Origin of the sequence: Bradyrhizobium sp. WBAH42, assembly GCF_024585265.1 — a bacterium.
Classification (GTDB): domain Bacteria; phylum Pseudomonadota; class Alphaproteobacteria; order Rhizobiales; family Xanthobacteraceae; genus Bradyrhizobium.
This window is the reverse complement of record NZ_CP036533.1, coordinates 3,846,425-3,869,350: the sequence shown is the minus strand read 5'-3', so window position 1 is coordinate 3,869,350 and position 22,926 is coordinate 3,846,425. Positions and strand designations below refer to the sequence as shown.

Sequence of the window (22,926 nt, the reverse complement as noted above, 5' to 3'; positions counted from 1 at the left end):
GACCAGGGAGACAAGGCCCATGCTGAATACCGCGACCAAGTCCGAAGCACCGGGCACCGAGCAGGAACTGACGGATGGCTTCCATCTCGTCATCGACGCGCTCAAGCTGAACGGCATCAACACCATCTATAATGTGCCGGGCATCCCGATCACGGATCTGGGCCGCATGGCGCAGGCCGCCGGTATTCGCGTGATCTCCTTCCGTCACGAGCAGAACGCCGGCTACGCCGCAGGCATCGCCGGCTATCTCACCAAGAAGCCCGGCGTCTGCCTCACGGTGTCGGCGCCCGGCTTCCTCAACGGTCTCACCGCCCTCGCCCACGCCACCACCAATTGCTATCCGATGATCCTGGTCTCGGGCTCTTCCGAGCGCGAGATCGTCGACCTCCAGCAGGGCGATTACGAGGAGATGGACCAGCTCGCGATCGCCAAGCCGCTGTGCAAGGCGGCCTATCGCGTGCTGCACGCCCAGGACATCGGCATCGGCTTCGCCCGCGCCATCCGCGCGGCGGTCTCGGGCCGTCCGGGCGGCGTCTATCTCGACCTGCCGGCAAAGCTGTTCGGCCAGGTGATGAACGCCGAGGCCGGCCAGAAGTCGCTGGTCAAGGTGATCGACGCGGCGCCGGCGCAGATCCCCTCGCCCGCTTCGGTCAAGCGCGCGCTCGACGTGCTCAAGGGCGCCAAGCGTCCGCTCATCATCCTCGGCAAGGGCGCGGCCTACGCGCAGGCCGACGAGGAGATCAAGAGCTTCGTCGAGAAGAGCGGCGTGCCGTTCCTGCCCATGAGCATGGCCAAGGGCCTGCTGCCCGACACCCATCCGCAATGCGCCGGCGCCGCCCGCTCGACCGTGCTGAAGGAATCCGACGTCGTCATGCTGATCGGCGCGCGGCTGAACTGGCTGCTGTCGCACGGCAAGGGCAAGAGCTGGGGCGAAACGCCGAAGAAGTTTATCCAGGTCGACATCGAGCCGAAGGAGATGGATTCCAACGTCGAGATCGTCGCGCCCGTCGTCGGCGACATCGGCTCGGTGGTCTCCGCCTTCAACCAGGCGATGGGCTCCGGCTGGACCGCGCCGCCCACCGAATGGACCAAGGCCGTCTCGACCAAGCGCGAAGAGAACGTCGCCAAGATGGCGCCGAAGCTCATGAACAACAAATCGCCGATGGACTATCACGGCGCGCTCGGCGTCTTGAAGAACGTCATCAAGGATTATCCCGAGGCGATCCTCGTCAACGAAGGCGCCAACACGCTCGACCTCGCCCGCGGCGTCATCGACATGTACAAGCCCCGCAAGCGTCTCGACGTCGGCACCTGGGGCGTGATGGGCATCGGCATGGGCCAGTCGATCGCGGCTGCGCTCGAGACCGGCCATCCCGTGCTCGCTGTGGAGGGCGATTCGGCGTTCGGCTTCTCCGGCATGGAGGTCGAGACCATCTGCCGCTACAACCTTCCGATCTGCGTCGTCATCTTCAACAATGACGGCATCTATCGCGGCACCGACGTCAACGGCGCCAACGACGATCCGGCGACGACCGTGTTCGTCAAGGGCGCGCGCTACGACAAGATGATGGAAGCCTTCGGCGGCGTCGGGGTGAACGCGACTTCGCCGGACGAGCTGAAGCGTGCCGTCAACGACGCCATGAAGTCCGGCAAGCCGACGCTCATCAACGCGGTGATCGATCCGGCCGCAGGCTCGGAGAGTGGCCGCATCGGCAACCTCAATCCGCAGAGCGTCCTGCAGAAGAAAAAGTAAGTCCACCCCTTCAACCCTTATTCCCTGTGGTTAGCAGGGGCAGACAGAGTACGGAGCAATATGATGACGAAAGCGCTCGAGGGCGTTCGCATTCTCGACTTCACCCACGTCCAGTCCGGACCGACCTGCACGCAGTTGCTGGCCTGGTTCGGCGCCGACGTGATCAAGGTTGAACGCCCCGGCGTGGGTGACATCACCCGCGGCCAGCTGCAGGACATCCCGAACGTGGACAGCCTGTATTTCACCATGCTCAACCACAACAAGCGCTCGATTACGCTCGACACCAAGAACCCCAAGGGCAAGGAGGTCCTCACCGAGCTGATCAAGAAGTGCGACGTGCTGGTGGAGAATTTCGGCCCCGGCGTGCTCGACCGCATGGGCTTCCCCTGGGAGAAGATCCAGGCGATCAACCCGAAGATGATCGTCGCCTCGATCAAGGGGTTTGGCCCCGGACCGTACGAAGACTGCAAGGTCTATGAGAACGTCGCCCAGTGCACCGGCGGCGCCGCCTCCACCACCGGCTTCCGCGACGGCCTGCCGCTCGTGACCGGCGCGCAGATCGGCGATTCCGGCACCGGCCTGCACCTCGCGCTCGGCATCGTCACGGCGCTCTATCAGCGCACCCACAGCGGCAAGGGCCAGCGCGTCACCGCCGCGATGCAGGACGGCGTGCTCAACCTCTGCCGCGTCAAGCTGCGCGACCAGCAGCGCCTCGCCCACGGCCCGCTCAAGGAATACAGCCAGTTCGGCGAAGGCGTGCCGTTCGGCGATGCCGTGCCGCGCGCCGGCAACGATTCCGGCGGCGGCCAGCCCGGCCGCATCCTGAAGTGCAAGGGCTGGGAGACCGATCCCAACGCCTACATCTATTTCATCACCCAGGCCCCGGTCTGGGAGAAGATCTGCGACGTGATCGGCGAGCCCACCTGGAAGACCGATCCGAATTACGCCAAGCCGGCCGCCCGCCTGCCGCGCCTCAACGAGATCTTCGCCCGCATCGAACAATGGACGATGACGAAGACAAAATTCGAGGCGATGGAGATCCTCAACAAGGACGACATCCCCTGCGGCCCGATCCTGTCGATGAAGGAGATCGCCGAAGACCAGTCGCTGCGCGCCACCGGCACCGTGGTCGAGGTCGATCACCCCACCCGCGGCAAGTACGTCTCGGTCGGCAACCCGATCAAGCTGTCGGACTCGCCGGCGGACGTGACCCGCTCGCCGCTGCTCGGCGAGCACACCGACGAGATCCTGCGCTCGGTGCTCGGCTTCTCGGATCACCAGGTCGCCGAGATCCACAAGTCCGGCGCGCTCGACCCGCCGCAGAAGCAGGCCGCGGAGTAAGCGGCCCCACATTGCACGAGACGAAAGGGCCGCCCGAAGGGGCGGCCCTTTTTGCTTGGGAAGGCGTGCAGCCGCAGGCTCGAAATCAAAACTCGGAAAACAACCCCATGCACAGTAGCCATCCCATTGGCACGCAACGGGATTTCTGATTCGACGAAAAAAATCCTGACCCGTCGGGCAAAACAGGGGTATTATGCCATGGTCGCCAGGCGAGTCAGTGCGAGCCGAGCAAGCATCAATGCCGAATTGAAGCCGCCTAATTGGAACCGACCGGGTTGCGCCTCGTTGTCTCCTGCACCGGAGCACGCTCGGAGCGCAGCCGGCCATCCGACGACAAGTCTAACGCTACCGGCTCGCGAGCCGGACACGCCGGCTCGGGCGTGTTTCGAGCCGCGTTCCCCTACGCCGACATCGAGGTCGACATGACGAGAGATCATCCCGCGTCCCGGGCTCTGCGGGAGGCCAACAAGGCATTCAAGCCGGTCGAGACCAAGAAGCCGATGACCGACTATGCAAAGGCGCAACAATCCCATCACGAAAATCGCGAACGCCTGAAAGCGGAACGGCTGGCGCGAGAGGCCGAGCAGGGAAATCGTCGCAGATAAGGGATTGCCGGTGCCCGCGTTATTACTTCGACACGGCCAGGCAATCTCTGTGGACGAAGAGAGACCGACCTTGGTAAGCTTCAGAGCATCGAGAGCACGATGACCCCGTCCTCGAGCTCCCCGGAAGCCAGCCGCGCCCGCGCGATGCGCTCGAACTCCGTCCGATATTTCTGAAGGTAGCTGAAGGCCTGCTTCTGCGTCTGGAAGGTCGTCGCAAGACGGCACAGCTGTCGGCCCGCGCCGAGCGCAAGAAAGAAGGTGATTGTGCCGCCGCCGTCCGGTTTGATCCTAGGCACGACTTGCACTCATTCGCATGTGAACGGCCCCTTTCAGATCCATCGTCTGCACTGTCGAATTCGGCTATCTCGGCAATTTCCTCGTGCGCTTCTTCGGTGCAGGCGCCGATGCGCGAAAACTGGCATCGGCTGCTTGCTTGGCTGCTTGCTCGGCTGCTTCCTTGGCCTCACGCAGCTCGCGCAGCCGCGCCATGTTGCTGCGGATATCGACAGCGCGCCTTTCGACATCGGCGATCGCCCGCGCGCCCTCTTCGGCGGCCAAGCGTTGACGCTCGGATCGCGCGATGGATTCGGGAGACGGTTCGGCCGATTTCCTGGCGCTCATCGCGTCGCGCTCGTCTTTCGCCTACTCGGCAACGGATAGAACCCGCTCAATCCCTTACGATCGAGCGGGTCACATAGCCGTTTCAGTACATCCGTGAAACGGCCGTACAGAGCTCAAGCCAGCGAGAGATTCTCTGCGCTGACCTTGCCCCGCATTTTATCGGTCTTGGTCTCGAAGTTGACCTTCTGGCCCTCGGCGAGACCCGCAAGACCAGCCCGCTCGACCGCGCTGATGTGAACGAACACGTCATTGCCGCCGTCGTCGGGTTGAATGAATCCAAAGCCCTTCTGGCCGTTGAACCACTTCACAGTACCTGTCGTCATTCTCTTCTCCAAAGCGCATAGGCGCGCATTCCGCGTGACGTTCACGCAGATCGATTCAATTCGTCGATGTCTCTGGAAAAGGAGCCCGCAGGCGCATTCAACAAGCACAGCGGCTGAACGAATAGGTTGAAGGTATACCTCATCGCGAGCACTTACAAGGCTCGAGCCGTATATAATTGCGCCCGCCTGCGGTGGAACGTTTTCGCGTTTGAGGATTCGCCTCCTGATCTCTGGCGCAAGTGCCAGACGAGATCGTCACAAAGCGCGCGCGTCACTTCGACACGGCGATGATCTCCTCCGGAGTTCCAGGCAGATGACAAGTCTAAATGATCGATCCTCTCGCGATCTGTGGTAGACTTCGTCATCACCGCCCGGCTCGTGGCATCTACCGGTGATGAGAACGCATAGCGCTCCCGCCTCCTCCAGCATGGAGCAGCGCCATGGGACGGCGTCAAAACGACATCAAGCGAACCGAAAGTCTCAAGCAACGTCTGACAGACGACGCCAGACGCTCGCGAGATGAAGCCCACTTGCTTCCTCCCGGTCAGCATCGCGAAAGGCTGCTACGAAGGGTACGGCAGGACGAGACGGCCATCGAGATCGAGGCATGGCTGAACTCTCCTGGCCTGAGAGCTCCGACATGACGGAACACCTGGACCGGGTGCTCAGCGATCTCCGCTGACGAGCTGCCCGCGAAAGAACTGCACCACGGCCGCATTGAAGTCGCGGTGAAAGGCCGCCCTGTCGAAGCCTGCCGGCACATCGGTGCAGATGCGCGGAACGGCCGCGGCGAGATCGGCCGAGCATCGGGAGCCTGATCCAGCTGATCGTGGTCTGTTCCCCGGACGGGTCGATTGCTTCCGCGCGGCCTCCTGAAGTTCGCTGACGTGGACGTGAGGCCGCTGCCATCGGCCGACAGCGTAAGTCAAACCCACTGGAGTTGATCCAGTGGAGGCGAACGGGGCGCGAACTCTTCGCCGATTCTCCGGGAAGTTGAAGCGGTAGCGTTGAACGGGGAGCGCTCGCTGTTCTGCCGTCGATTTGCTCTTGAGCGGGGATTGGCCCGGGCCTAGCCTCGTGCCCGCGTTTCTTCTCGTCGGGGTCCTCTGCCCGTTGGCCGCTGCGGCCTTTACGCTGGTGAAGCGTCCGGGGCTGCTGCCGGCTCCGGCATAACGGCCGCTCGGACTACACTTGAGCGACCCGCCAGCTTCGACCGCGTCATGGTTCGGATGAGCCGTTGGCGATCAGAAGTAACGAAGCGGCCGCAACCCCACTGGAATGGCACTGGCTTTGCTTGTCGATGAACCATCGCGCCGAGAGAGGTGGTCGATGAAAGTCTGGAACACCGAAGAGTTGCCCGACCACGAACAGTTCGTCTATTGGCGCGAGGTCCTCTGCGAAGCCTTCGTGACGCTGAGACCGGAGCGGCCTCGAGACCATAACAGAGGCCGCTTTCCCAGTCGCGTCACCGCGCATCCGCTGTCAACCATCAACGTGACGACGGTCCAGTCCAAAGCGCACCACGTCATCCGTGACGAGGCGGAAATCCGCAGGTCGCCGCAAGAGGTCTATTTCCTCAATCTTCAATTGAGCGGCCGATGCCGTTACGAGACCGAAGGCCGGGAAACGATCGTCGGCCCGAACCAGTTTGCGATCGTGGATTCGACGCGGCCCTACTTCCTCGACTTCATGGACGACTGGAACGTATTCTCATTTCGTATCCCGCGCCACATGTTGCGGCCGTTGCTGCAGACGCCCGACTGTTCGACCGGTATATGCGTGTCAGGTGATCAGGCACTGGGCGAGATCACGATCGGATTCCTGAAATCGATCGCAATGCGCGTGGCCGAGCTGCCATCGGAGGCCATCGAGCCGCTCGCGGCCGATGTGGTCAACCTGGCTGCACTGTCCCTCGGTGCCACCGAGGCGACGCGGATTGGGCAGCGCCAATCCGCGCAACGCGCCCTCTACGCGGCCATCGTGAAGTTCGTCGAAACGAATTTGGCCGATGCCGGGCTATCGGCATCGTCCGTTGCCGCGCATTTCGGGATTTCCGTTCGTTATCTTCATCGGATCTTCGAGGAAAAGGGCAGATCGTTCGGCCAAGTCGTGCTGGAGCGCCGACTGCTCCGTTGCGCAGGCGATCTCGATATTTCAGCGCAATCGCGGATCTCCGATGTCGCATTCCGCTGGGGTTTCAACGACATCTCCCATTTCAACCGAAGTTTCCGCCAGCGCTTCGGAGCTTCGCCGCGCGCATATCGACTGAGGCAACGGCAGGAATAGATTCCGGCGACGTCCCGCGCGATCCCGCGAGAAGTGCACTCCAGGTCAACTCTTTCGTCACTCCCAGCCAAGATCGAACGCCGCCGTGGCGTTAGCTTCGGCGCGCATTCATTTCTCGCGGGGAGAGATCGCCATGGCAATCGACTTCAGGCTCAGCGAAGATCAGATCGCGCTTCGTGACGGCGCGCGTGCCTTCGCGCAAACAGCTCTCAAGGACGTCCGAGCGACCATTCGCAACTACGCCAAGCCGGATGACCGCTTCTATGCGATCAGGCCGTTCCACAAGATGGGCGTCGACGCCGGTTTCGTGAAGGGATTGTTTCCCAAGGAGGTCGGCGGCACCGACGTTTCGACGCTCGATTTCGCGCTTGCGGCGGAAGAGTTGTGCGTTGTCGACGTCAACGTTCCCAGTGCGATGCTCGGAACCGGCCTTTGCGTCAAGCCCGTCATCATGTTCGGGACCGAGGAGCAGAAGCAGCGCCTGCTTCCCGATTTCATCCAGGACGGATCCCTGCTCGGCGCACTCGCCTTCACCGAGGTGACGGGTGGCGCGAATTTCGATGCCCCGGATCCGCGCTTCGGCGTGAAGACCTTCGCCATCCGCGAAGGCGACGAGTGGGTGATCAACGGTGAAAAGCACTACACCACCAACGGCACCGGCTGGGATGGCAAGAATTGCCATCTCTTCGCAGTGGTCTGCCGGACCGATCCGAGCAAGGGCGCACAGGACTCCCTGGCCGTGATCATGGTTCCGGGCAGCACGCCGGGCGTCAAGGTGACGGGGATTCTGGATACGGCCGGGCATCGGGCTACGATCTCGCCGCGAATGAAGTTCGAGAATGTCCGCGTTCCCGCCGGCAATATCATCGGCAAGCCGGGAGACGGGATCGAGATCGTCTCGACCAATTTTGCGTGGACTGCGGCGCTGATCGGAGCCGCCTGCGTCGGGGTCATGCGCGCCGCGTTCGACCATGCGGTCGCGTTCGCGCGGAAGGATGCCCGCTCCGGGCCGCATCCGATCATCGAATATTCCACAGTGGGCTACATGCTGGCCGACATGAAGATGAAGATCGAGGCCTGCCGGTACCTGACCTGGAAGGCCTGCCAGCAATTCGACCTGTCCAAAGGCAGGGAGCACGAACTTGCCGTGATGACGAAGGTGTTCTGCTCGGAAACCTGCGTCGATGTCGTCTATGACGCCATGCGGCTGGTCGGTGTCGACAGCTACACCGACATGCACCCGCTGGCGGAATTGATGAATGATGCGATGTGCTTCCCGCTCTACGATGGCGGCAATATGGGGGCTCGCCGCAGGAACCTGCACAATATCATCAAGAGTCCGACCTACAGTTCGCTCACCGCGCCATACGGCATGTTCGGCGCATAGGTGGCCTCTGAGGTCGCTTGTGAGCCGCGCGGGATGGAGAGGCGCGTTTGGCTGACTGCCGAGTGCCGCCGGCCAGCGGGGGTAGCACGGCGAAATGCCATCGACAGCGCGTCAGCCGATTACCGAGCCAAGTCGCCTCATCCTCGCTCCTCGCGAATGCCCGATGCTCACTGATCTCCGCCGGCGAGCTGTTGATGAAAGTACCCCACCACCGCCGCGTTGAACTCGCGATGAAATCCGGCCCTGTCGAAGCCTGCCGGCACATCGGTGCAGATGCGCGGAACGGCCGCAGCGAGATCGGCCGAGCACGGTGCGAGGAACGCATAGTGGCCGGCCGGCACGACGTGAATGTCAGGCTTACCCGGCAAGCTTTCAGCGACGCGTGCGTTGCCCGAACCGTCGCCGACGCCGGGTCCGCCGAACTGCGATCGCCAGAACTGGAAAGGCACTTTGACGAGAGCGAGGTTCTCCCGCGTCAGGGTAGCCGGCGCAGGATCAACGATGACGGCTGCACGAATGCGCGCATCCCGTATCGGCTCAGGCGGCGTCTCGCCATTGTGAAGCTGCGCGCACGCGCCGGTCGTCTCCCTGCACAGGCCGGCGACCCTGGCGAAATCCGGCGTGGTCCCCATCAGCACGAGACCAGTCGCCCCTCCGAGCGAGAAGCCGAAGAAGCCGACCCTGGTGGGATCGATCGCCGCCCGGTCCTTCCAGTCGTTCAACAGAAAATCGAGCAGGCGCACAATATCCGCCGGTCGCGATCCCCAAACCGACAGGGTATCGCGCCTTGAGGAGTCGCCGACCGTATCGCCGGGATGATTGATGGCGGCGACGATGAAGCCGGCATCGGCCAGCGCCTCCGCCGTGTCGTGCTGCTGACCGAAAAATCCGCCCCGGCCGTGCGAGTAGATGACGAGCGGCAGCTTCGCGCCCGTGACAGGACAATCCTTCGCGCCCTTCAGGTCGAAATCGGCGCCGACCGACAAACTGCCGAGCGCCACATGCGTCGGCTCACTCGTGCAAGGATACCAGATTGCACCTGACAGCGCCGGATCGGACTGGAGAAGCTGAATCCCCGCAGCCTGCACAGGCGAGCCGAGACAGCAGAGGATGGCGGCAAAAACCCAAAGCGTGCAGCGCAACGAGAGTCCCCCGATTTCGCGCAGAAGCTGAGCGGGGAACGATAGCGGAATTGTGGCTGATTGATCGGGAGCGCATCCTGAAGCAATCTGCCGGACAACGAGAGGGAGATCAGCATGTCACTGCTCGGCAAGGCCGCCGTTGCGATGTGGTGGAGCGTTCACCCCGAGCAGCGCACCGAGTTCGGCGACTGGCATTCGCATGAGCACTTTCCCGAGCGGATGAGCATTCCAGGCTTTCGGCGCGGGTCGCGATGGACCAGCAAGACCGACGCCGAAGGCTTTTTCGTGCTCTATGAACTCGAGCATTACGACGTCCTCACATCGAAAGGCTATCTCGACCGGCTCAACGCGCCGACGCCATGGTCGACGAAGATGATGCCGCATCATCTCGGCATGATCCGCAGCCAGTGCCGGATCGTCGCCAGCTTTGGCGGGGGTGTGGCGACTTCGCTGGCCACCATCAGGCTATCGCCGGAGGCCGGACGGGAGGCGGCGCTGCAGGCGCGCCTTTCGGACATGCTCGGCGCGTTGGCGCAGAAGCCGGGGCTGACCGGTGCCCACCTCCTCCTCACCGACACACCCCGGACGAGTGCGCCCACCACCGAACAGCAGATCCGCGGCAAGGACAGCACCGCCGACTGGATCGTGCTGCTATCGGGTTACGATGCCGATGTGGTCGAGGACGTGATCGCCGGCCAGTTTTCGGCGTCATCGCTTCAGGCAGCCGGCGCTCGCGAGAATTTCATCACTGGCCGCTACAGGCTGGCATTCACGATGACACCGCAGGATGTCGCAGCCGTCTAGCGGACAGGGCACCAAAAAAAATCCAAACCACCTGTCGGATCGGCGGCTTGCCCGTCGTCCTCGTGACATGAATGGGCCATAGAGGCCAACTCGGGCCCATCAATCACTAGGGATAACAACCATGCCCAATACCGTCCGCCTGCACCGCGTTCTCGCCACCAGCCCGCAGAAGGTCTATCGCGCCTTCCTGGAAGCCGACGCGATGGCGAAATGGCTTCCGCCGAACGGCTTTACCTGCACGGTGCATCATTTCGAGCCCAAGGTCGGGGGCACGTTCAAGATGTCGTTCCGGAATTTCACGACCGGCAACGGCCATTCGTTCGGCGGCGAATTCGTCGAGCTCGTGCCCGGCGAGCGCCTCCGCTACACCGACAAGTTCGACGACCCCAACCTGCCGGGCCTGATCGAGGTGACCGTGAGCCTGAAGAAGGTCTCGGTCGGCACCGAGGTCGAGATCACGCAGTCGGGCCTGCCCGACGTCATTCCCGTCGAGGCCTGCTATCTCGGCTGGCAGGAGTCGCTGCGGAATCTGGCGCGGCTGGTCGAGCCGGAGATCAACCAGTAGCAACGACATCAGCATCGTAGGGTGGGCAAAGCGCAGCGTGCCCACCAACGCTCTCTAAACCTCTCAAAGATGGTGGGCACGGCGCGCGAAGAGCGCGCCTTTGCCCACCCTACGGCTGTTCGGTCAGATGCGCCGCTCTACCAACGTCGTCATTGCGAGCGAAGCGAAGCAATCCAGAGTCCCTCTGCAGAACGAGTCTGGATTGCTTCGCTTCGCTCGCAATGACGAATGATCGTTACGCGCCCGCCTTCCGCTTGAGCTCGCCGTCCGCGGTCCACCTGTCCGGATCCGAACTGTGCCCGATTAGCGCCAAGCCGTAGGCGATCGACTCGAACTGGTCGCCCGACATCAGCCGCTCGTTGCCGAAGCGGTCGGCGAACAATTTTCGGACCGCGGGAACGAACGAGGTGCCGCCGGTCAGAAACACCTTCTCCACCTCGCGCGCGGCGATGCGGGCCTCGGCCAGCACCTTGTCGACGGTGGCGCCGAGCCGGGCGATGTCGTCTGCAATCCAGGCTTCGAATTTCTTGCGCGTGATGGCCGCGCCGATGTCGACGCCGCCGCCCTTGAAGCGGAAGTCGACCTCGTCCTGCGCCGACAGCGCGACCTTGGCGTCGGACACCGCGCGGTACAGCGCAAAGCCGAGGTCGAGATCGACGATGGTGATGAAATCCTCGAGCAGCTGCGGCTGCAGCGCGGTGCGCTGGAGCTCGCGGAGCTCGCGCAGATCGCCGTTGCTCTTCATCATCGCCAGCTGATGCCAGCGCGCGAGGTTGGTGTAATGGCCGGTCGGAACCGGCAGCACCTTGTCGAAGGAGCGGAAGCTGGAGCCCTTGCCGAGCCGCGGCGAGACGATGTGATCGACGATGCGATAGTCGAAGGTGTCGCCGGCAACGCCGATGCCGGCGTGGCCGAGCGGCTCGGCGCGAAGCACGCCGCCCGCACGCGAGAAACGCATCACGGAGAAATCGCTGGTGCCGCCGCCGAAATCGGCAACCAGCACGGTGGCATCGCGCTCCAGCCTGCGGGCGAAGGAGAATGCCGCGCCCACGGGCTCGTAGACATAGCGCGCGTGACCGGCGCCCAAGCGCTCGAACGCGGCGCGGTAGCGCTGCATCGCCAGCGTCTCGTCGGGATTGCCGCCGGCAAAGCGCACCGGGCGACCGACCGTGATGTTGGCCGCCTCGAAGCCGAACTTGTCCCCGCCGTGGCGCGCCAGCGTGCGCAGGAAAGCCGCCAGGATGTCCTCGAACTTGTAGCGCTGCCGGAACACCTGCGTGGTATTGAAGCTGGAGCTCGCCGCGAAGGTCTTGAACGATTGCAGGAAGCGATAGACGTGGCGCCCTTCGAGAAACTGCTCGATCGCCCACGGCCCGCCCTCGGCCTGGGCGCCGGCGCCCGGCCGATCCTCCCAGAAGCACAGGGCCGACACGTAGACGCTGTGGCGCTGCCCGCCATGGTCGAAGCGAATGGCCTCGACCCGGCGGTCGTCCGCCGCCAGCGCAACGACCGTGTTGCTCGTGCCAAAATCGATGCCGATCGAGACGGCGGGCGAGGCGCTCGACATGAACCACTCTGAGGGAGGATTGGATAAGGGGGCGGACCACTAGCGGCTTTGCATGACCATGCCAAGGGTCCTGCATTGCAGCACGGCCGGAACCCGGACCGCCTGGGGCCAGGTCGCCCCTCTCGGACCGCTTTTTCAGCCGGCTTTAGTGCCCGTTTGTTCAAGAAAGGCGCCGCCGTGTGTCCGCATCGGCAACTTTATGTCCGAACCGGACCCTTTAACCCACTATTATGCTGCAATGCGATAGACTGCATGCTGCTATGCAACCACGGGCATGGACACTGGCATCTGGTATACATAGATTGCCCTAGAAATGAGACAGCAAGGCTGACCGTCTCAAGAAAGGGAATTCCGATGTCGAAGACCGCCTCCGTCGCTTTCGCCCCCTCCTCCTCCTCGCTGTTCGCCCGGTTCATGGCCGCGGTCGATCGGTTCCTGCTGGCAAGCGCCGAGATCTCGAACCACAATGGCGACCTGCCGCGTTTCGGCCTGTAAGACAGCTTGGCGGCCCCGCGCAACGGCGGGACCGCACACCACCCGAGACCCATTTGTTTGGATTAAATGGCCCCCCATGTCGGGGCCATTTTCGTTTTACGCCTGCCTCCGCGCGACCCAGCTGCGACGATTCGTCCACCGACGTGCCCGCCGATCCGATTGTTTGCCCCTTGGCATCTCGCATACCATTCGACCAGCAGGCCCAATTGAACAATCAAAGGTGTAAGGCGGAGGACAACCTAGCGCAGCGGGAGCAGCCGAGGGGCACATTTGCACCAACCTTGGCCGAGGCTTAGCCGAAAGGAGCGGATGCCGCGCGTTGTCCCTGCTCATAGAGTTTCTATCGGGACTGCCATGGGAGAATCGGCACCATGGGCGACACCAGGCATTTGAATCGAGATGGGCTGACGCAAGCCGACAAAGAGCGGCTGCGTTGAGGGTTCGACAGGGAGAGAAACAGATGAAGCCATTCGTTCTGAATGTCGCTTTGGCGGCAATCGCGATGTCATGCGCGAGCAGCACCGCAAGCCGGGCTGCCTGGGAGCCGGTCCGTCCGGTCGAGTTCATCGTGCCCGCGGGCACCGGCGGCGGTGCCGATCAGATGGCGCGCACCATCCAGGGCATCGTCACCAAGCACAATCTGATGAAACAGCCGCTTGTCGTCATCAACAAGGCCGGCGGTGCGGGTGGCGAAGGTTTTCTCGACGTGAAGACCTCGTCGGGCAATCCGCACAAGATCATCATCACGCTCTCGAACCTGTTCACGACGCCGCTGGCGACCGGCATCCCGTTCAACTGGAAGGATTTGACCCCGGTCGCGATGCTGGCGCTCGACGAGTTCGTGCTCTGGGTCAATGCCGAGAAGCCCTACAACAGCGTCAAGGACTATGTCGAAGCCGCGAAGAAGGCGCCAAGCGGCTCGTTCAAGATGGGCGGCACCGGCTCGAAGCAGGAAGACCAGATCATCACGGTCGGCATCGAGAAGGCGATCGACGCCAAGTTCACCTACATCCCCTACAAGGGCGGCGGCGAAGTCGCGGTCCAGCTCGTCGGCAACCACGTCGATTCGACCGTCAACAACCCGATCGAGGCGGTGGCGCAATGGCGCGGCGGCAAGCTCCGTCCGCTTTGCGTCTTCGACGCCCAGCCGATGGCCTATGACGAACCGATCGCCGACGGCAAGGCCTGGAAGGACATTCCGACCTGCAAGTCGCAGGGCCTGGCTATGGAATATCTCATGCTGCGCGGCATCTTCATGTCGCCCAAGGCCACGAAGGACCAGATCGAATATTATGTCGAGCTGTTCAAGAAGGTCCGCGCGACGCCGGAATGGCAGGAGTTCATGAAGAGCGGCGCCTTCAACACGACCTTCCTGACCGGCGCCGACTACGCCAAATGGGTCGAGGCGGAGGAGAAGCGCCACGAAGGCCTGATGAAGGAAGCCGGCTTCCTCGCGCCGGGAAATTGATCCGCGAATTGACCCGCGACATCGATGACGGCTGAGGACGCTGCTTCCGGCCGTCTCCTCGACTGCGCAGCACTGCGATTCCGCCTGGAGGGCTCATGACTGAACGATCCGGATCCGAGTCCGGCCCCGCACACAAGACGCTGGAATTCGGCACGGCGCTGCTGATCGGCGTGTTCGGCCTGATCGTGATCGTCGGCAGCCTGAAGGCCGGCATCAACTGGGGCGCGGAGGGGCCGCGCGCCGGGTTCTTCCCCTTCTATGTCGGCAGCGCCATCGTCGTTGCAAGCGCCATCAACCTCTGGCATGCGCGGCGCGACGACGATGGCCGGCTGTTCGCGGAATGGGGGCAGCTGCGCCAGGTCATGAGCGTCGTCGTGCCGACCGCGATCTATGTCGGCTCAATGCCGTTCATCGGCCTCTACGTCGCCTCGATGGTGTTCATCGCCTGGTTCATGCGCTGGCTCGGCGGCTATCGCTGGCTGACAGTCGTCGCAGTGGCGGTCGGCATGCCCGTCGTGACCTATCTCGTTTTCGAGCGCTGGTTCCTGGTCCCGCTGCCCAAGGGGCCGCTCGAGGAATGGCTCGGTCTGTAAGACTACGCATTCATTCAATTGCTGCTGCAGGACGTTTTGACATGGAAGAGTTGGCCAACCTGTTTCACGGCTTCGCGGTCGCCCTGCAGCCCTACAACATCATGCTGATGGTGATCGGCATCACGCTCGGGGTCATCATCGGCGTGCTGCCGGGATTAGGGGGCGCCAACGGCGTCGCGATCCTGCTTCCCCTCACCTTCAGCATGCCGCCGACATCGGCGATCATCATGCTGTCCTGCATCTATTGGGGCGCATTGTTCGGCGGCGCCATCACTTCGATCCTGTTCAACATACCGGGCGAGCCATGGTCGGTGGCGACCACCTTCGACGGCTATCCGATGGCCCAGCAGGGCAAGCCCGGCGAAGCCCTGACGGCTGCCTTCACCTCGTCCTTCGTCGGCGCGCTGTTTGCCGTCATCATGATCACGCTGGTGGCGCCCCTGGTTGCAGGCTTTGCGCTGCGGTTTGGTCCGGCGGAGAAGTTCGCGGTGTACTTCCTCGCCTTCTGCTCCTTCGTCGGCCTCAGCAAGGAGCCGCCGTTCAAGACCATCGCGGCGATGATGATGGGCTTTGCGCTCGCGGCGGTCGGCCTCGATTCGATCACCGGGCAGTTGCGGCTGACCTTCGGCGTCACTGAGCTGCTCAACGGCTTCGACTTCCTGATCGCCGTGATCGGCCTGTTCGGCATCGGCGAGATCCTGCTGACCATGGAGGAAGGGCTCGCCTTCCGCGGCGGCAATGCCAGCATCAACCTTCGAGTCGTACTCCAGACCTGGCGCGAGCTGCCCGCCTATTGGATGACCTCGCTGAGGTCCTGCCTGATCGGCTGCTGGATGGGCGTGACGCCCGCCGGCGCCACGCCCGCCTCCTTCATGAGCTACGGCATCGCCAAGCGCCTGGCGCGACGCGGCAACAATTTCGGCAAGGGCGAGATCGAGGGCGTGATCGCGCCGGAGACGGCCGCACATGCCGCCGGCACCTCGGCGCTGCTGCCGATGCTGTCGCTCGGCGTGCCCGGCTCGCCGACCGCCGCCGTGCTGCTCGGCGGATTGTTGATCTGGGGCCTGCAGCCCGGCCCCATGTTGTTCGTCGAGCAGAAGGAATTCGTCTGGGGCCTGATCGCCTCGATGTATCTCGGCAATCTCGCCGGCCTCATCGTCGTGCTGACCTGCGTGCCGATCTTCGCCGCGATCCTGCGCGTGCCCTTCGGCATCATCGCGCCGCTGATCCTGGTGCTCTGCGCGATCGGCGCCTACTCGGTGCACAACAGCACCTTCGACGTGATGCTGATGCTGGTGTTCGGGGTGCTCGGCTATCTCCTGAAGAAGTGCAATTATCCGCTCGCGCCGCTGGTGCTCGCCATCGTGCTCGGCGACAAGGCGGAGGAAGCATTCCGCCAATCGCTGCTGGGCTCGCAAGGTTCGCTCGGGGTGTTCTTCTCCAACGGCCTCGTCAGCACCATCATGGCGCTCGGCCTGGTCGCCCTGTTCTGGTCCGCGATCCAGGAAGGCTACAGCCGGCTCCGTACGTCGATGGCGTAAGGCCGGGATCTGCGTAAACTGCATCGGCGCGAACGCCAAATTGCCGCACTCCAGAATTCTGGAATATAGAATTCCAGGAATTGCGCCCCCGCCACGGACTGCGCGTCGGCGGACGCGACCAATGCAGGCGTGGAAAAATCTCCGAGCGCAAAAGCTTTCAATAGCGTCCTGCGGTATCGCTAACCAAGAAAAAGCAACGCAAAACCAACGGTTTATCTTGGACAAGCTGCAATCGCCGCCGTCCGCCGAGCGCGATCGGGGCTTTACAATCATGCCCTCCTGGCGCATGTGAACAAGCCCGCGTTATTTCGCCGCACCCTCCCATCCCAGCTTGAATCTTGGCATATTGCATACCAGGATGCCCGCCAGCGCATGCATAAAAATGATCGGCGCGTTCGGGAGGGTTTTTGATGACGGACATGGTGCAGTCGGCAGCGGCCCCTAGTGCCGCACGCGTAAGCGATGCCTATCGCTGGGCGCAATTGGCGATCGGTGTGGCGGCGATGGTGATGATCGCCAATTATCAATATGGCTGGACGTTCTTCGTCCCCGACATCCAGAAGAAGTTCGGCTGGGATCGCGCCTCGATCCAATGGGCCTTCACGCTCTTCGTCCTGTTCGAGACCTGGCTGGTGCCGATCGAAGGATGGTTCGTCGACAAATACGGCCCGCGCATCGTCGTGCTGGTCGGCGGCGTGCTCTGCGCCATCGGCTGGGCGATCAACGCGCAGGCGACCTCGCTCAACGGCTACTATCTCGGCATGATCATCGCAGGCATCGGCGCCGGCGGCGTCTACGGCACCTGCGTCGGCAACGCGCTGAAATGGTTTCCGGACAAGCGCGGTCTTGCGGCCGGCATCACGGCGGCCGGCTTCGGCGCAGGCTCTGCGCTGACCGTCGCGCCGATCCAGGCGATGATCAAGGACAGCGGATTCCAGACCACCTTTCTGTATTTCGGCCTTGGGCAAGGCATCATCATCTGCATCCTCGCCTTCTTCCTGCTCGCGCCAAAAGCGGGTCAGGTGCCGAACGTGGTGGCGAATGCCAATATCATCCAGACCCGGCGCAACTATCAGCCGACCGAAGTGCTGCGCCAGCCGATCTTCTGGTTGATGTACTTCATGTTCGTGATCGTCGGCGCGGGTGGACTGATGGTCACCGCGAACCTGAAGCCGATCGCGGTTGACTGGAAGGTCGACAGCGTGCCGGTAACGCTGATGGCGGTGACGATGACGGCGGTGACCTTCGCGGCCACGATCGACCGCGTGCTCAACGGCCTGACGCGTCCGTTCTTCGGCTGGATCTCCGACATGATCGGCCGCGAGAACACGATGTTCATCGCCTTCGGCATGGAAGGTTTCGGCATCTGGATGCTCTATCTCTGGGGTCACGATCCGGTCTGGTTCGTGCTGCTCTCGGGCTTCGTGTTCTTCGCCTGGGGTGAGATCTACTCGCTGTTCCCCTCGACCTGCACCGACACGTTCGGCGCCAAGTTCGCGACCACCAATGCCGGCCTGCTCTACACCGCGAAGGGCACCGCCGCGCTGTTGGTGCCGATCGCCAACTACATGCAGCAGTCGTCGGGCACCTGGGACAGCGTGTTCATCATCGCGGCCGGCGCCAACATCCTGGCTTCGCTGCTGGCGATCGCCGTGCTCAAGCCCTGGCGCAAGGTCGTGGTCGCCAAATCGACGATCTGACCCGCCCCAAACAGCGGCTTCCAAACACCACCGCCCGGCCTCAACGGCCGGGCGTTTTCGTTTGGACGCAAAGATCCCGCGCTCCCGTAGGAGTCAGGCAGACCCGCGCATTTTGTGGAAAGGGAACCAAGATAGGGCTTGCAAACTGGAATATGGTATACCAATCTCCGCCCCGCGCCTGCGACGATAAGCCACAACATTTGCGACATCAGGTCATCTTGGCAAACTGATGCGCGACCAAACGGGCGCGTTGGGAGGTTCTCGATGATTTCCAGCCCGGACGGCGTCGTCACCGCCGCGCCTCTTCGCACCGGTTTCCGCTGGCTCCAGCTCGGCATGGGCATCGTCTGCATGGCGATGATCGCCAATCTGCAATATGGCTGGACGCTGTTCGTCGATCCGATCGACGCCGCCCATCATTGGGGGCGCGCCGCGATTCAGCTCGCCTTCACCGTCTTCGTCGTCACCGAGACCTGGCTGGTGCCGGTCGAGGCTTGGTTCGTCGACAGATACGGCCCGCGCATCGTCATCATGTTCGGCGGCGTGATGATCGCGCTGTCCTGGATCCTCAACGCCTACGCCGACAGCCTCACCCTGCTCTACAGTGCTGCGATCATCGGCGGCATGGGCGCGGGCGCAGTGTACGGCACCTGCGTCGGCAACGCGCTGAAATGGTTTCCCGACCGCCGCGGCCTCGCGGCGGGTGCGACCGCCGCCGGCTTCGGCGCGGGTGCCGCGATCACGATCGTGCCGATCGCGAGCATGATCGTCTCGAGCGGCTATCAGCACGCCTTCCTCACCTTCGGCATCGGCCAGGGCCTCGTCGTGTTCGCGCTCGCCTTCTTCGTCCAGCCGCCGCGCCTCTCCATCCCGCCGAAGAAGAAGCAGCTCAACCTGCCGCAGACCAAGATCGACTTCACCCCGCCGCAAGTGCTGCGCAGCCCTGTTTTCTGGGTGATGTATCTCGTCTTCGTCATGGTGGCTTCCGGCGGACTGATGACTGCGGCGCAGATCGCCCCGATCGCGCACGACTTTGGGATCGCCGACACGCCGGTGACACTCGCCGGCTTCCAGATGGCGGCGCTGACCTTCGCGATCTCGCTCGACCGCATCCTCGACGGATTCGGGCGCCCCTTCTTCGGCTGGGTCTCCGACACGATCGGCCGCGAGCCCACGATGTTCATCGCCTTCGGCACCGCCGCCTTGATGCTGCTGACGCTTTCGGCCTATGGCCACGTGCCTGTCGTCTTCGTGCTGGCGACCGCGGTCTATTTCGGCGTGTTCGGCGAGATCTACTCGCTATTCCCCGCAACCTGCGGCGACACCTTCGGTGCGAAGTTCGCAACCACCAACAACGGCATGCTCTACACCGCCAAGGGCACGGCCTCCCTGCTCGTCCCGCTCGCGAGCGTGATCTCGACCGCCTATGGCTGGAAGGCCGTGTTCGTGGTCGCGGTGGCGTTGAACGCAACGGCGGCGCTGACGGCGCTGTTCGTGATCAAGCCGCTGCGCCGCGCCTTCATCCTCGGCAACGAAGCCGAGCACACTGAGGCCGCGACCGGCACGGCCAAGACCGAGACGGCGTAAGCCGCGCATTTTACAAGGCTTGCTAAGGGGCGCAGCAATGCGCCCCTTTCTTTTTGCTGGACGTAAACGTCAGCATTCCTGTCGCAAGATTTTTCGGATCAGCCAAAACCAGCGCTTGACGATTGGCATTATGTATACCACACTTCTCCCAACGTTCACCCCAGGGAGGTTGCAATGCTGGTCGGAGACATTCTGCGCAAGAAGACGCCGCGCGTTGTCACGGTGCGTATGAACGAAACGGTGGGGATCGCGGCCAAGCTGATGCGCGCCAACAATATCAGCGCGCTGGTGGTCAAGGACGTGGTCCGCTCCGAGGGCAACACCGCGGTCGGCATGTTCACCGAGCGTGACGTGGTGCGCGCCGTCGCCGAGCACGGCGCGGGCGCCGTCAACGTCAAGGTTTCCCAGCTGGTCTCGGTGCAGCAGCTGGTATCCTGCAGCTCCTCGGACACGATCGAGCAGGTCCGGCATCTGATGAACCGTCATCACATCCGCCATTTGCCGGTCATCGACGATTACAGCCTCGTCTCCGTCATCAGCATGCGCGACATCGCCGCTGCGATGGATGAGGCGCTCAACGGTGCGCCGCAAGCGGCAGCCTAAAAGAGCTCGCCCTACTTTCAGTCGCGGAAGAGCTGCCCCTCTCCCGCTTGCGGGAGAGGGTTGGGGAGAGGGCTGTCTCCGCCAGCGAGACTCCCCAAGAGGATAGAGCCCTCACCCGCCGCGCTCTTCGAGCACGTCGACCTCTCCCGCAAGCGGGAGAGGTGCAGGGAGCCTATGGCCCGATCGATCCACCCAACTACCAAATTGGTCCCGCGAGGATTTCATGAAGATCTGCATCTACGGCGCCGGCGCGATCGGCGGATATCTCGGAGTTCAGCTCGCGCGCGCGGGCGCCGACGTCGGCCTGATCGCGCGCGGCGCGCACCTTGCCGCCATGCGCGAGCGCGGCCTGACGCTGCTCGCGGGCGAGGAGAAGCACACCGTTCATCCGCGCTGCACCGACGATCCCACCGAGCTCGGCGTGCAGGACTTCATCATCATCACGCTGAAGGCGCATTCGATCACCGGCGTGATCGAGAAGATGCAGCCGCTGCTCGGGCCCCACACCCGCATCGTCACCGCCGTCAATGGCATCCCCTACTGGTACTTCTACAAGCACGGCGGCCAATACGAGAACTCGACGCTGGAGAGCATCGACCCCGGCGGACGGCAGTGGCGCGAGCTGGGGGCCGAGCGCGCCATCGGCTGCATTGTCTATCCCGCCACCGAGATCGAGGCGCCCGGCGTGATCCGCCACGTCTACGGCAACAACTTTCCGCTCGGCGAGCCCTCGGGCGAGATCACCTCCGATGTGCAGCGGCTCGCCGATCTCTTCGTCGCGGCCGGCCTGAAGGCTCCCGTGCTCGACCGCATCCGCGACGAGATCTGGCTGAAGCTCTGGGGCAATGTCTGCTTCAACCCGATCAGCGCGCTGACCCACGCCACGCTCGACGTGATCTGCACCGATCCCGCCACGCGCGCGCTGTCGCGCGCGATCATGGTGGAGACGCAAGCCATCGCCGAGACCTTCGGCGTAAAGTTCCGCGTCGACGTCGAGCGCCGCATCGAGGGCGCCCGCAAGGTCGGCGCGCACAAGACCTCGATGCTGCAGGATCTTGAGCGCGGCCGCCCGATGGAGATCGACCCGCTCGTGACCGTGGTGCAGGAGATGGGCCGGCTCACCGGCATCCCGACGCCCGCGCTCGACTCGGTGCTGGCCATGGTGACCCAGCGCGCCCGCATCGCCGGCCTCTATGACGGCGTCTCGACGCCGGCTGATCCGCGCGCACTGGCGGTGGCGTGATGGCGTCGGTGACCAAATGGCTGCGCTTCCGCCATGCCGGCACGACAGGCTTTGGCACGCTGACGTCATCAGGCATCAGCCTGCACGAGGGCGAGATGTTCAGCCGCAATACCAGCACCGGCAAGACACTCGCGCTGTCGGAGGTCGAGCTGCTTGCGCCGTGCGTGCCCAGCAAGATCGTCGCGCTCTGGAATAATTTCCATGCGCTCGCGGCCAAGCTGAACCAGCCCGAACCGCCGGAGCCGCTGTACCTGCTCAAGGCCACCACCAGCATCGCCGCACCCGGCGCCGTGATCCGCCGCCCCTCTTACTACGACGGCAAGACCACCTATGAGGGCGAGCTCGGCATCGTCATCGGCAGGACCTGCGCGCGTGTCTCGCCTAATGAGGCCGATGGCTTCATCTTCGGCTACACCTGCGTCAACGACATCACCGCCAACGACATCCTGACGCGCGACTCCACCTTCCCGCAATGGGCCCGCGCCAAGGGCATCGACGATTACGGCCCGTTCGGGCCCGTGATCGCGACCGGTCTCGATCCCGCAAGTCTCACGGTGCGCACCATCCTCAACGGCGCGGAGCGGCAGAACTATCCGATCTCGGACATGATCTTCACCGCGCAGGAGCTGGTGAGCAGGATCTCCCACGACATGACCCTCTCGCCCGGCGACCTCATCGCGGTGGGCACCTCGGTCGGCGTCGGCGTGATGAAGGAGCCCGTGAACAGTGTGACCGTCGCCATCGACGGCATCGGCGAGCTCACCAACGAGTTTCGGCTGTAGTCTTTCGCCGCCGCAGCGCAGCAAAATTGATCCAGCGCAAATCGGCCGTCGCGACCAAAGCTATCCTCCCCGGCAAAAAATTGATTGCTGATGCAAGGGAGGACGCAATGACGAATGCCGGCAACGCGCTTATGTGGACGGCGCTGTACTTCGCTCTCTCGTTCGCCGCGATCTTCGTGGTCTGGTTCGCCGACAAGATCCGGTCGAACTTGCTCGGGAAGCAATAGCCCCAGGGCACGTTGGTTCGTCCTAGCGCTGGCGGCTGGCCTGGGGTGCAAGCGCGCCGGCACAGCGACGTGCGCGCCATATCACATGGGTCCGCAGCGCCCGGCGTTGACGGAATCCTGGTGCTGCGCCCCCCAGGCGAGCCAGAGGACCCTCTCAGTACCAAGCTGAATTTCGGGATAATCCGGCATCGCCCCCGCACGCCCCCGAGCCCGAGCCCGAGCCGGCTGTGGATCGTCTGGCCACAAAGGTCCTGCGTCGCCCGCGCCTCTTGATCTCGGTTCCGCTCTTCAAT

General features: G+C 63.4%; 22 protein-coding genes. 17 read left to right on the top strand and 5 right to left on the bottom strand.

Annotated elements, in window-relative coordinates; all coding sequences use genetic code 11:
- Nucleotides 1-19 precede the first annotated feature (19 nt).
- The 3 genes from oxc to DCG74_RS17980 all read left to right on the top strand — a co-directional run bounded on the left by oxc (nt 20) and on the right by DCG74_RS17980 (nt 3,699).
- Nucleotides 20-1,753 (top strand): oxalyl-CoA decarboxylase, encoded by a 1,734-nt coding sequence (gene oxc / locus DCG74_RS17990; RefSeq protein WP_172784282.1) that lies wholly within the window; start codon nt 20-22, stop codon nt 1,751-1,753.
- A 63-nt stretch (nt 1,754-1,816) separates the two neighbouring features.
- Complete coding sequence (frc, locus tag DCG74_RS17985; protein WP_172784281.1) at nt 1,817-3,094, top strand: formyl-CoA transferase; 1,278 nt, start codon at nt 1,817-1,819, stop codon at nt 3,092-3,094.
- Nucleotides 3,095-3,516: 422 nt separating this feature from the next.
- A complete protein-coding gene (locus tag DCG74_RS17980; protein ID WP_025035185.1) occupies nt 3,517-3,699 on the top strand; it encodes a hypothetical protein in 183 nt (60 codons plus the stop codon).
- 80 nt (nt 3,700-3,779) lie between these two features.
- Here DCG74_RS17980 and DCG74_RS17975 read toward each other — a convergent pair whose 3' ends face one another.
- The 3 genes from DCG74_RS17975 to DCG74_RS17965 form a co-directional block, all read right to left on the bottom strand.
- Nucleotides 3,780-4,004: a hypothetical protein gene (locus DCG74_RS17975; protein WP_172784280.1), complete on the bottom strand. Its 225-nt coding sequence runs from the start codon at nt 4,002-4,004 to the stop codon at nt 3,780-3,782.
- 55 nt (nt 4,005-4,059) lie between these two features.
- Nucleotides 4,060-4,320 carry a transcriptional regulator gene (locus tag DCG74_RS17970; protein ID WP_172784279.1) on the bottom strand — a complete coding sequence of 87 codons (261 nt, stop codon included), beginning with the start codon at nt 4,318-4,320 and terminating at the stop codon, nt 4,060-4,062.
- 113 nt (nt 4,321-4,433) lie between these two features.
- Nucleotides 4,434-4,643, bottom strand: coding sequence for a cold-shock protein (locus DCG74_RS17965; protein WP_172784278.1), 210 nt, complete (start codon nt 4,641-4,643; stop codon nt 4,434-4,436).
- Between the two features lie 1,329 nt (nt 4,644-5,972).
- Here DCG74_RS17965 and DCG74_RS17955 point away from each other — a divergent pair.
- Complete coding sequence (locus tag DCG74_RS17955) at nt 5,973-6,929, top strand: helix-turn-helix domain-containing protein (protein ID WP_172784277.1); 957 nt, start codon at nt 5,973-5,975, stop codon at nt 6,927-6,929.
- Nucleotides 6,930-7,062: 133 nt separating this feature from the next.
- Complete coding sequence (locus tag DCG74_RS17950) at nt 7,063-8,316, top strand: acyl-CoA dehydrogenase family protein (protein ID WP_172784276.1); 1,254 nt, start codon at nt 7,063-7,065, stop codon at nt 8,314-8,316.
- Nucleotides 8,317-8,483: 167 nt separating this feature from the next.
- On the opposite strand, the gene DCG74_RS17945 is transcribed toward DCG74_RS17950, so the two are convergent.
- Nucleotides 8,484-9,302: an alpha/beta fold hydrolase gene (locus tag DCG74_RS17945; protein WP_246708766.1), complete on the bottom strand. Its 819-nt coding sequence runs from the start codon at nt 9,300-9,302 to the stop codon at nt 8,484-8,486.
- Between the two features lie 270 nt (nt 9,303-9,572).
- On the opposite strand from DCG74_RS17945, the gene DCG74_RS17940 reads away from it, so the two are divergent.
- Together DCG74_RS17940 and DCG74_RS17935 are read left to right on the top strand one after the other, a co-directional pair.
- Nucleotides 9,573-10,262, top strand: coding sequence for a hypothetical protein (locus DCG74_RS17940; protein ID WP_172784274.1), 690 nt, complete (start codon nt 9,573-9,575; stop codon nt 10,260-10,262).
- A 121-nt stretch (nt 10,263-10,383) separates the two neighbouring features.
- The gene (locus DCG74_RS17935) at nt 10,384-10,827 is read left to right on the top strand and encodes an SRPBCC family protein (RefSeq protein ID WP_172784273.1); all 444 of its coding nucleotides are present in this window, start codon (nt 10,384-10,386) and stop codon (nt 10,825-10,827) included.
- Nucleotides 10,828-11,062: 235 nt separating this feature from the next.
- Here DCG74_RS17935 and DCG74_RS17930 read toward each other — a convergent pair whose 3' ends face one another.
- Complete coding sequence (locus tag DCG74_RS17930; protein ID WP_172784272.1) at nt 11,063-12,394, bottom strand: Hsp70 family protein; 1,332 nt, start codon at nt 12,392-12,394, stop codon at nt 11,063-11,065.
- A gap of 354 nt (nt 12,395-12,748) precedes the next feature.
- Between DCG74_RS17930 and DCG74_RS17925 the strand changes: the two genes are divergently transcribed.
- The 10 genes from DCG74_RS17925 to DCG74_RS17880 all read left to right on the top strand — a co-directional run bounded on the left by DCG74_RS17925 (nt 12,749) and on the right by DCG74_RS17880 (nt 22,633).
- The gene (locus tag DCG74_RS17925) at nt 12,749-12,889 is read left to right on the top strand and encodes a hypothetical protein (protein ID WP_172784271.1); all 141 of its coding nucleotides are present in this window, start codon (nt 12,749-12,751) and stop codon (nt 12,887-12,889) included.
- A 460-nt stretch (nt 12,890-13,349) separates the two neighbouring features.
- Nucleotides 13,350-14,357 carry a tripartite tricarboxylate transporter substrate binding protein gene (locus DCG74_RS17920; RefSeq protein WP_172784270.1) on the top strand — a complete coding sequence of 336 codons (1,008 nt, stop codon included), beginning with the start codon at nt 13,350-13,352 and terminating at the stop codon, nt 14,355-14,357.
- Between the two features lie 95 nt (nt 14,358-14,452).
- Nucleotides 14,453-14,950 (top strand): tripartite tricarboxylate transporter TctB family protein, encoded by a 498-nt coding sequence (locus DCG74_RS17915; protein ID WP_172784269.1) that lies wholly within the window; start codon nt 14,453-14,455, stop codon nt 14,948-14,950.
- Between the two features lie 41 nt (nt 14,951-14,991).
- On the top strand, nt 14,992-16,491 hold the full coding sequence (locus tag DCG74_RS17910) for a tripartite tricarboxylate transporter permease (protein ID WP_172784268.1): 1,500 nt from the start codon (nt 14,992-14,994) through the stop codon (nt 16,489-16,491).
- Nucleotides 16,492-16,901: 410 nt separating this feature from the next.
- On the top strand, nt 16,902-18,191 hold the full coding sequence (oxlT, locus tag DCG74_RS17905; RefSeq protein ID WP_172784267.1) for an oxalate/formate MFS antiporter: 1,290 nt from the start codon (nt 16,902-16,904) through the stop codon (nt 18,189-18,191).
- Nucleotides 18,192-18,455: 264 nt separating this feature from the next.
- Entirely contained in the window at nt 18,456-19,778 is a 1,323-nt protein-coding gene (oxlT, locus tag DCG74_RS17900; protein ID WP_172784266.1) for an oxalate/formate MFS antiporter, read from the top strand.
- A 174-nt stretch (nt 19,779-19,952) separates the two neighbouring features.
- Nucleotides 19,953-20,381 (top strand): CBS domain-containing protein, encoded by a 429-nt coding sequence (locus tag DCG74_RS17895; RefSeq protein ID WP_172784265.1) that lies wholly within the window; start codon nt 19,953-19,955, stop codon nt 20,379-20,381.
- 223 nt (nt 20,382-20,604) lie between these two features.
- Nucleotides 20,605-21,624, top strand: a complete 1,020-nt coding sequence (locus DCG74_RS17890; RefSeq protein ID WP_172784264.1) for a 2-dehydropantoate 2-reductase — start codon at nt 20,605-20,607, stop codon at nt 21,622-21,624.
- Nucleotides 21,624-22,406, top strand: a complete 783-nt coding sequence (locus DCG74_RS17885) for a fumarylacetoacetate hydrolase family protein (protein ID WP_172784263.1) — start codon at nt 21,624-21,626, stop codon at nt 22,404-22,406. The genes DCG74_RS17890 and DCG74_RS17885 overlap by 1 nt, the downstream gene beginning before the upstream one ends.
- 26 nt (nt 22,407-22,432) lie before the next feature.
- Nucleotides 22,433-22,633 carry a hypothetical protein gene (locus tag DCG74_RS17880; RefSeq protein ID WP_172783832.1) on the top strand — a complete coding sequence of 67 codons (201 nt, stop codon included), beginning with the start codon at nt 22,433-22,435 and terminating at the stop codon, nt 22,631-22,633.
- Nucleotides 22,634-22,926: the final 293 nt, after the last annotated feature.

Excerpts from the sequence above, each read along its gene's own strand:
- oxc (WP_172784282.1), top strand. The coding sequence starts at position 20 with ATGCTGAATACCGCGACCAAGTCCGAAGCACCGGGCACCGAGCAGGAA.
- frc (WP_172784281.1), top strand. The coding sequence starts at position 1,817 with ATGACGAAAGCGCTCGAGGGCGTTCGCATTCTCGACTTCACCCACGTC.
- DCG74_RS17980 (WP_025035185.1), top strand. The coding sequence starts at position 3,517 with ATGACGAGAGATCATCCCGCGTCCCGGGCTCTGCGGGAGGCCAACAAG.
- DCG74_RS17970 (WP_172784279.1), bottom strand. The coding sequence starts at position 4,320 with ATGAGCGCCAGGAAATCGGCCGAACCGTCTCCCGAATCCATCGCGCGA.
- DCG74_RS17965 (WP_172784278.1), bottom strand. The coding sequence starts at position 4,643 with ATGACGACAGGTACTGTGAAGTGGTTCAACGGCCAGAAGGGCTTTGGA.
- DCG74_RS17955 (WP_172784277.1), top strand. The coding sequence starts at position 5,973 with ATGAAAGTCTGGAACACCGAAGAGTTGCCCGACCACGAACAGTTCGTC.
- DCG74_RS17950 (WP_172784276.1), top strand. The coding sequence starts at position 7,063 with ATGGCAATCGACTTCAGGCTCAGCGAAGATCAGATCGCGCTTCGTGAC.
- DCG74_RS17940 (WP_172784274.1), top strand. The coding sequence starts at position 9,573 with ATGTCACTGCTCGGCAAGGCCGCCGTTGCGATGTGGTGGAGCGTTCAC.
- DCG74_RS17935 (WP_172784273.1), top strand. The coding sequence starts at position 10,384 with ATGCCCAATACCGTCCGCCTGCACCGCGTTCTCGCCACCAGCCCGCAG.
- DCG74_RS17930 (WP_172784272.1), bottom strand. The coding sequence starts at position 12,394 with ATGTCGAGCGCCTCGCCCGCCGTCTCGATCGGCATCGATTTTGGCACG.
- DCG74_RS17925 (WP_172784271.1), top strand. The coding sequence starts at position 12,749 with ATGTCGAAGACCGCCTCCGTCGCTTTCGCCCCCTCCTCCTCCTCGCTG.
- DCG74_RS17920 (WP_172784270.1), top strand. The coding sequence starts at position 13,350 with ATGAAGCCATTCGTTCTGAATGTCGCTTTGGCGGCAATCGCGATGTCA.
- DCG74_RS17915 (WP_172784269.1), top strand. The coding sequence starts at position 14,453 with ATGACTGAACGATCCGGATCCGAGTCCGGCCCCGCACACAAGACGCTG.
- DCG74_RS17910 (WP_172784268.1), top strand. The coding sequence starts at position 14,992 with ATGGAAGAGTTGGCCAACCTGTTTCACGGCTTCGCGGTCGCCCTGCAG.
- oxlT (WP_172784267.1), top strand. The coding sequence starts at position 16,902 with ATGACGGACATGGTGCAGTCGGCAGCGGCCCCTAGTGCCGCACGCGTA.
- oxlT (WP_172784266.1), top strand. The coding sequence starts at position 18,456 with ATGATTTCCAGCCCGGACGGCGTCGTCACCGCCGCGCCTCTTCGCACC.
- DCG74_RS17895 (WP_172784265.1), top strand. The coding sequence starts at position 19,953 with ATGCTGGTCGGAGACATTCTGCGCAAGAAGACGCCGCGCGTTGTCACG.
- DCG74_RS17890 (WP_172784264.1), top strand. The coding sequence starts at position 20,605 with ATGAAGATCTGCATCTACGGCGCCGGCGCGATCGGCGGATATCTCGGA.
- DCG74_RS17885 (WP_172784263.1), top strand. The coding sequence starts at position 21,624 with ATGGCGTCGGTGACCAAATGGCTGCGCTTCCGCCATGCCGGCACGACA.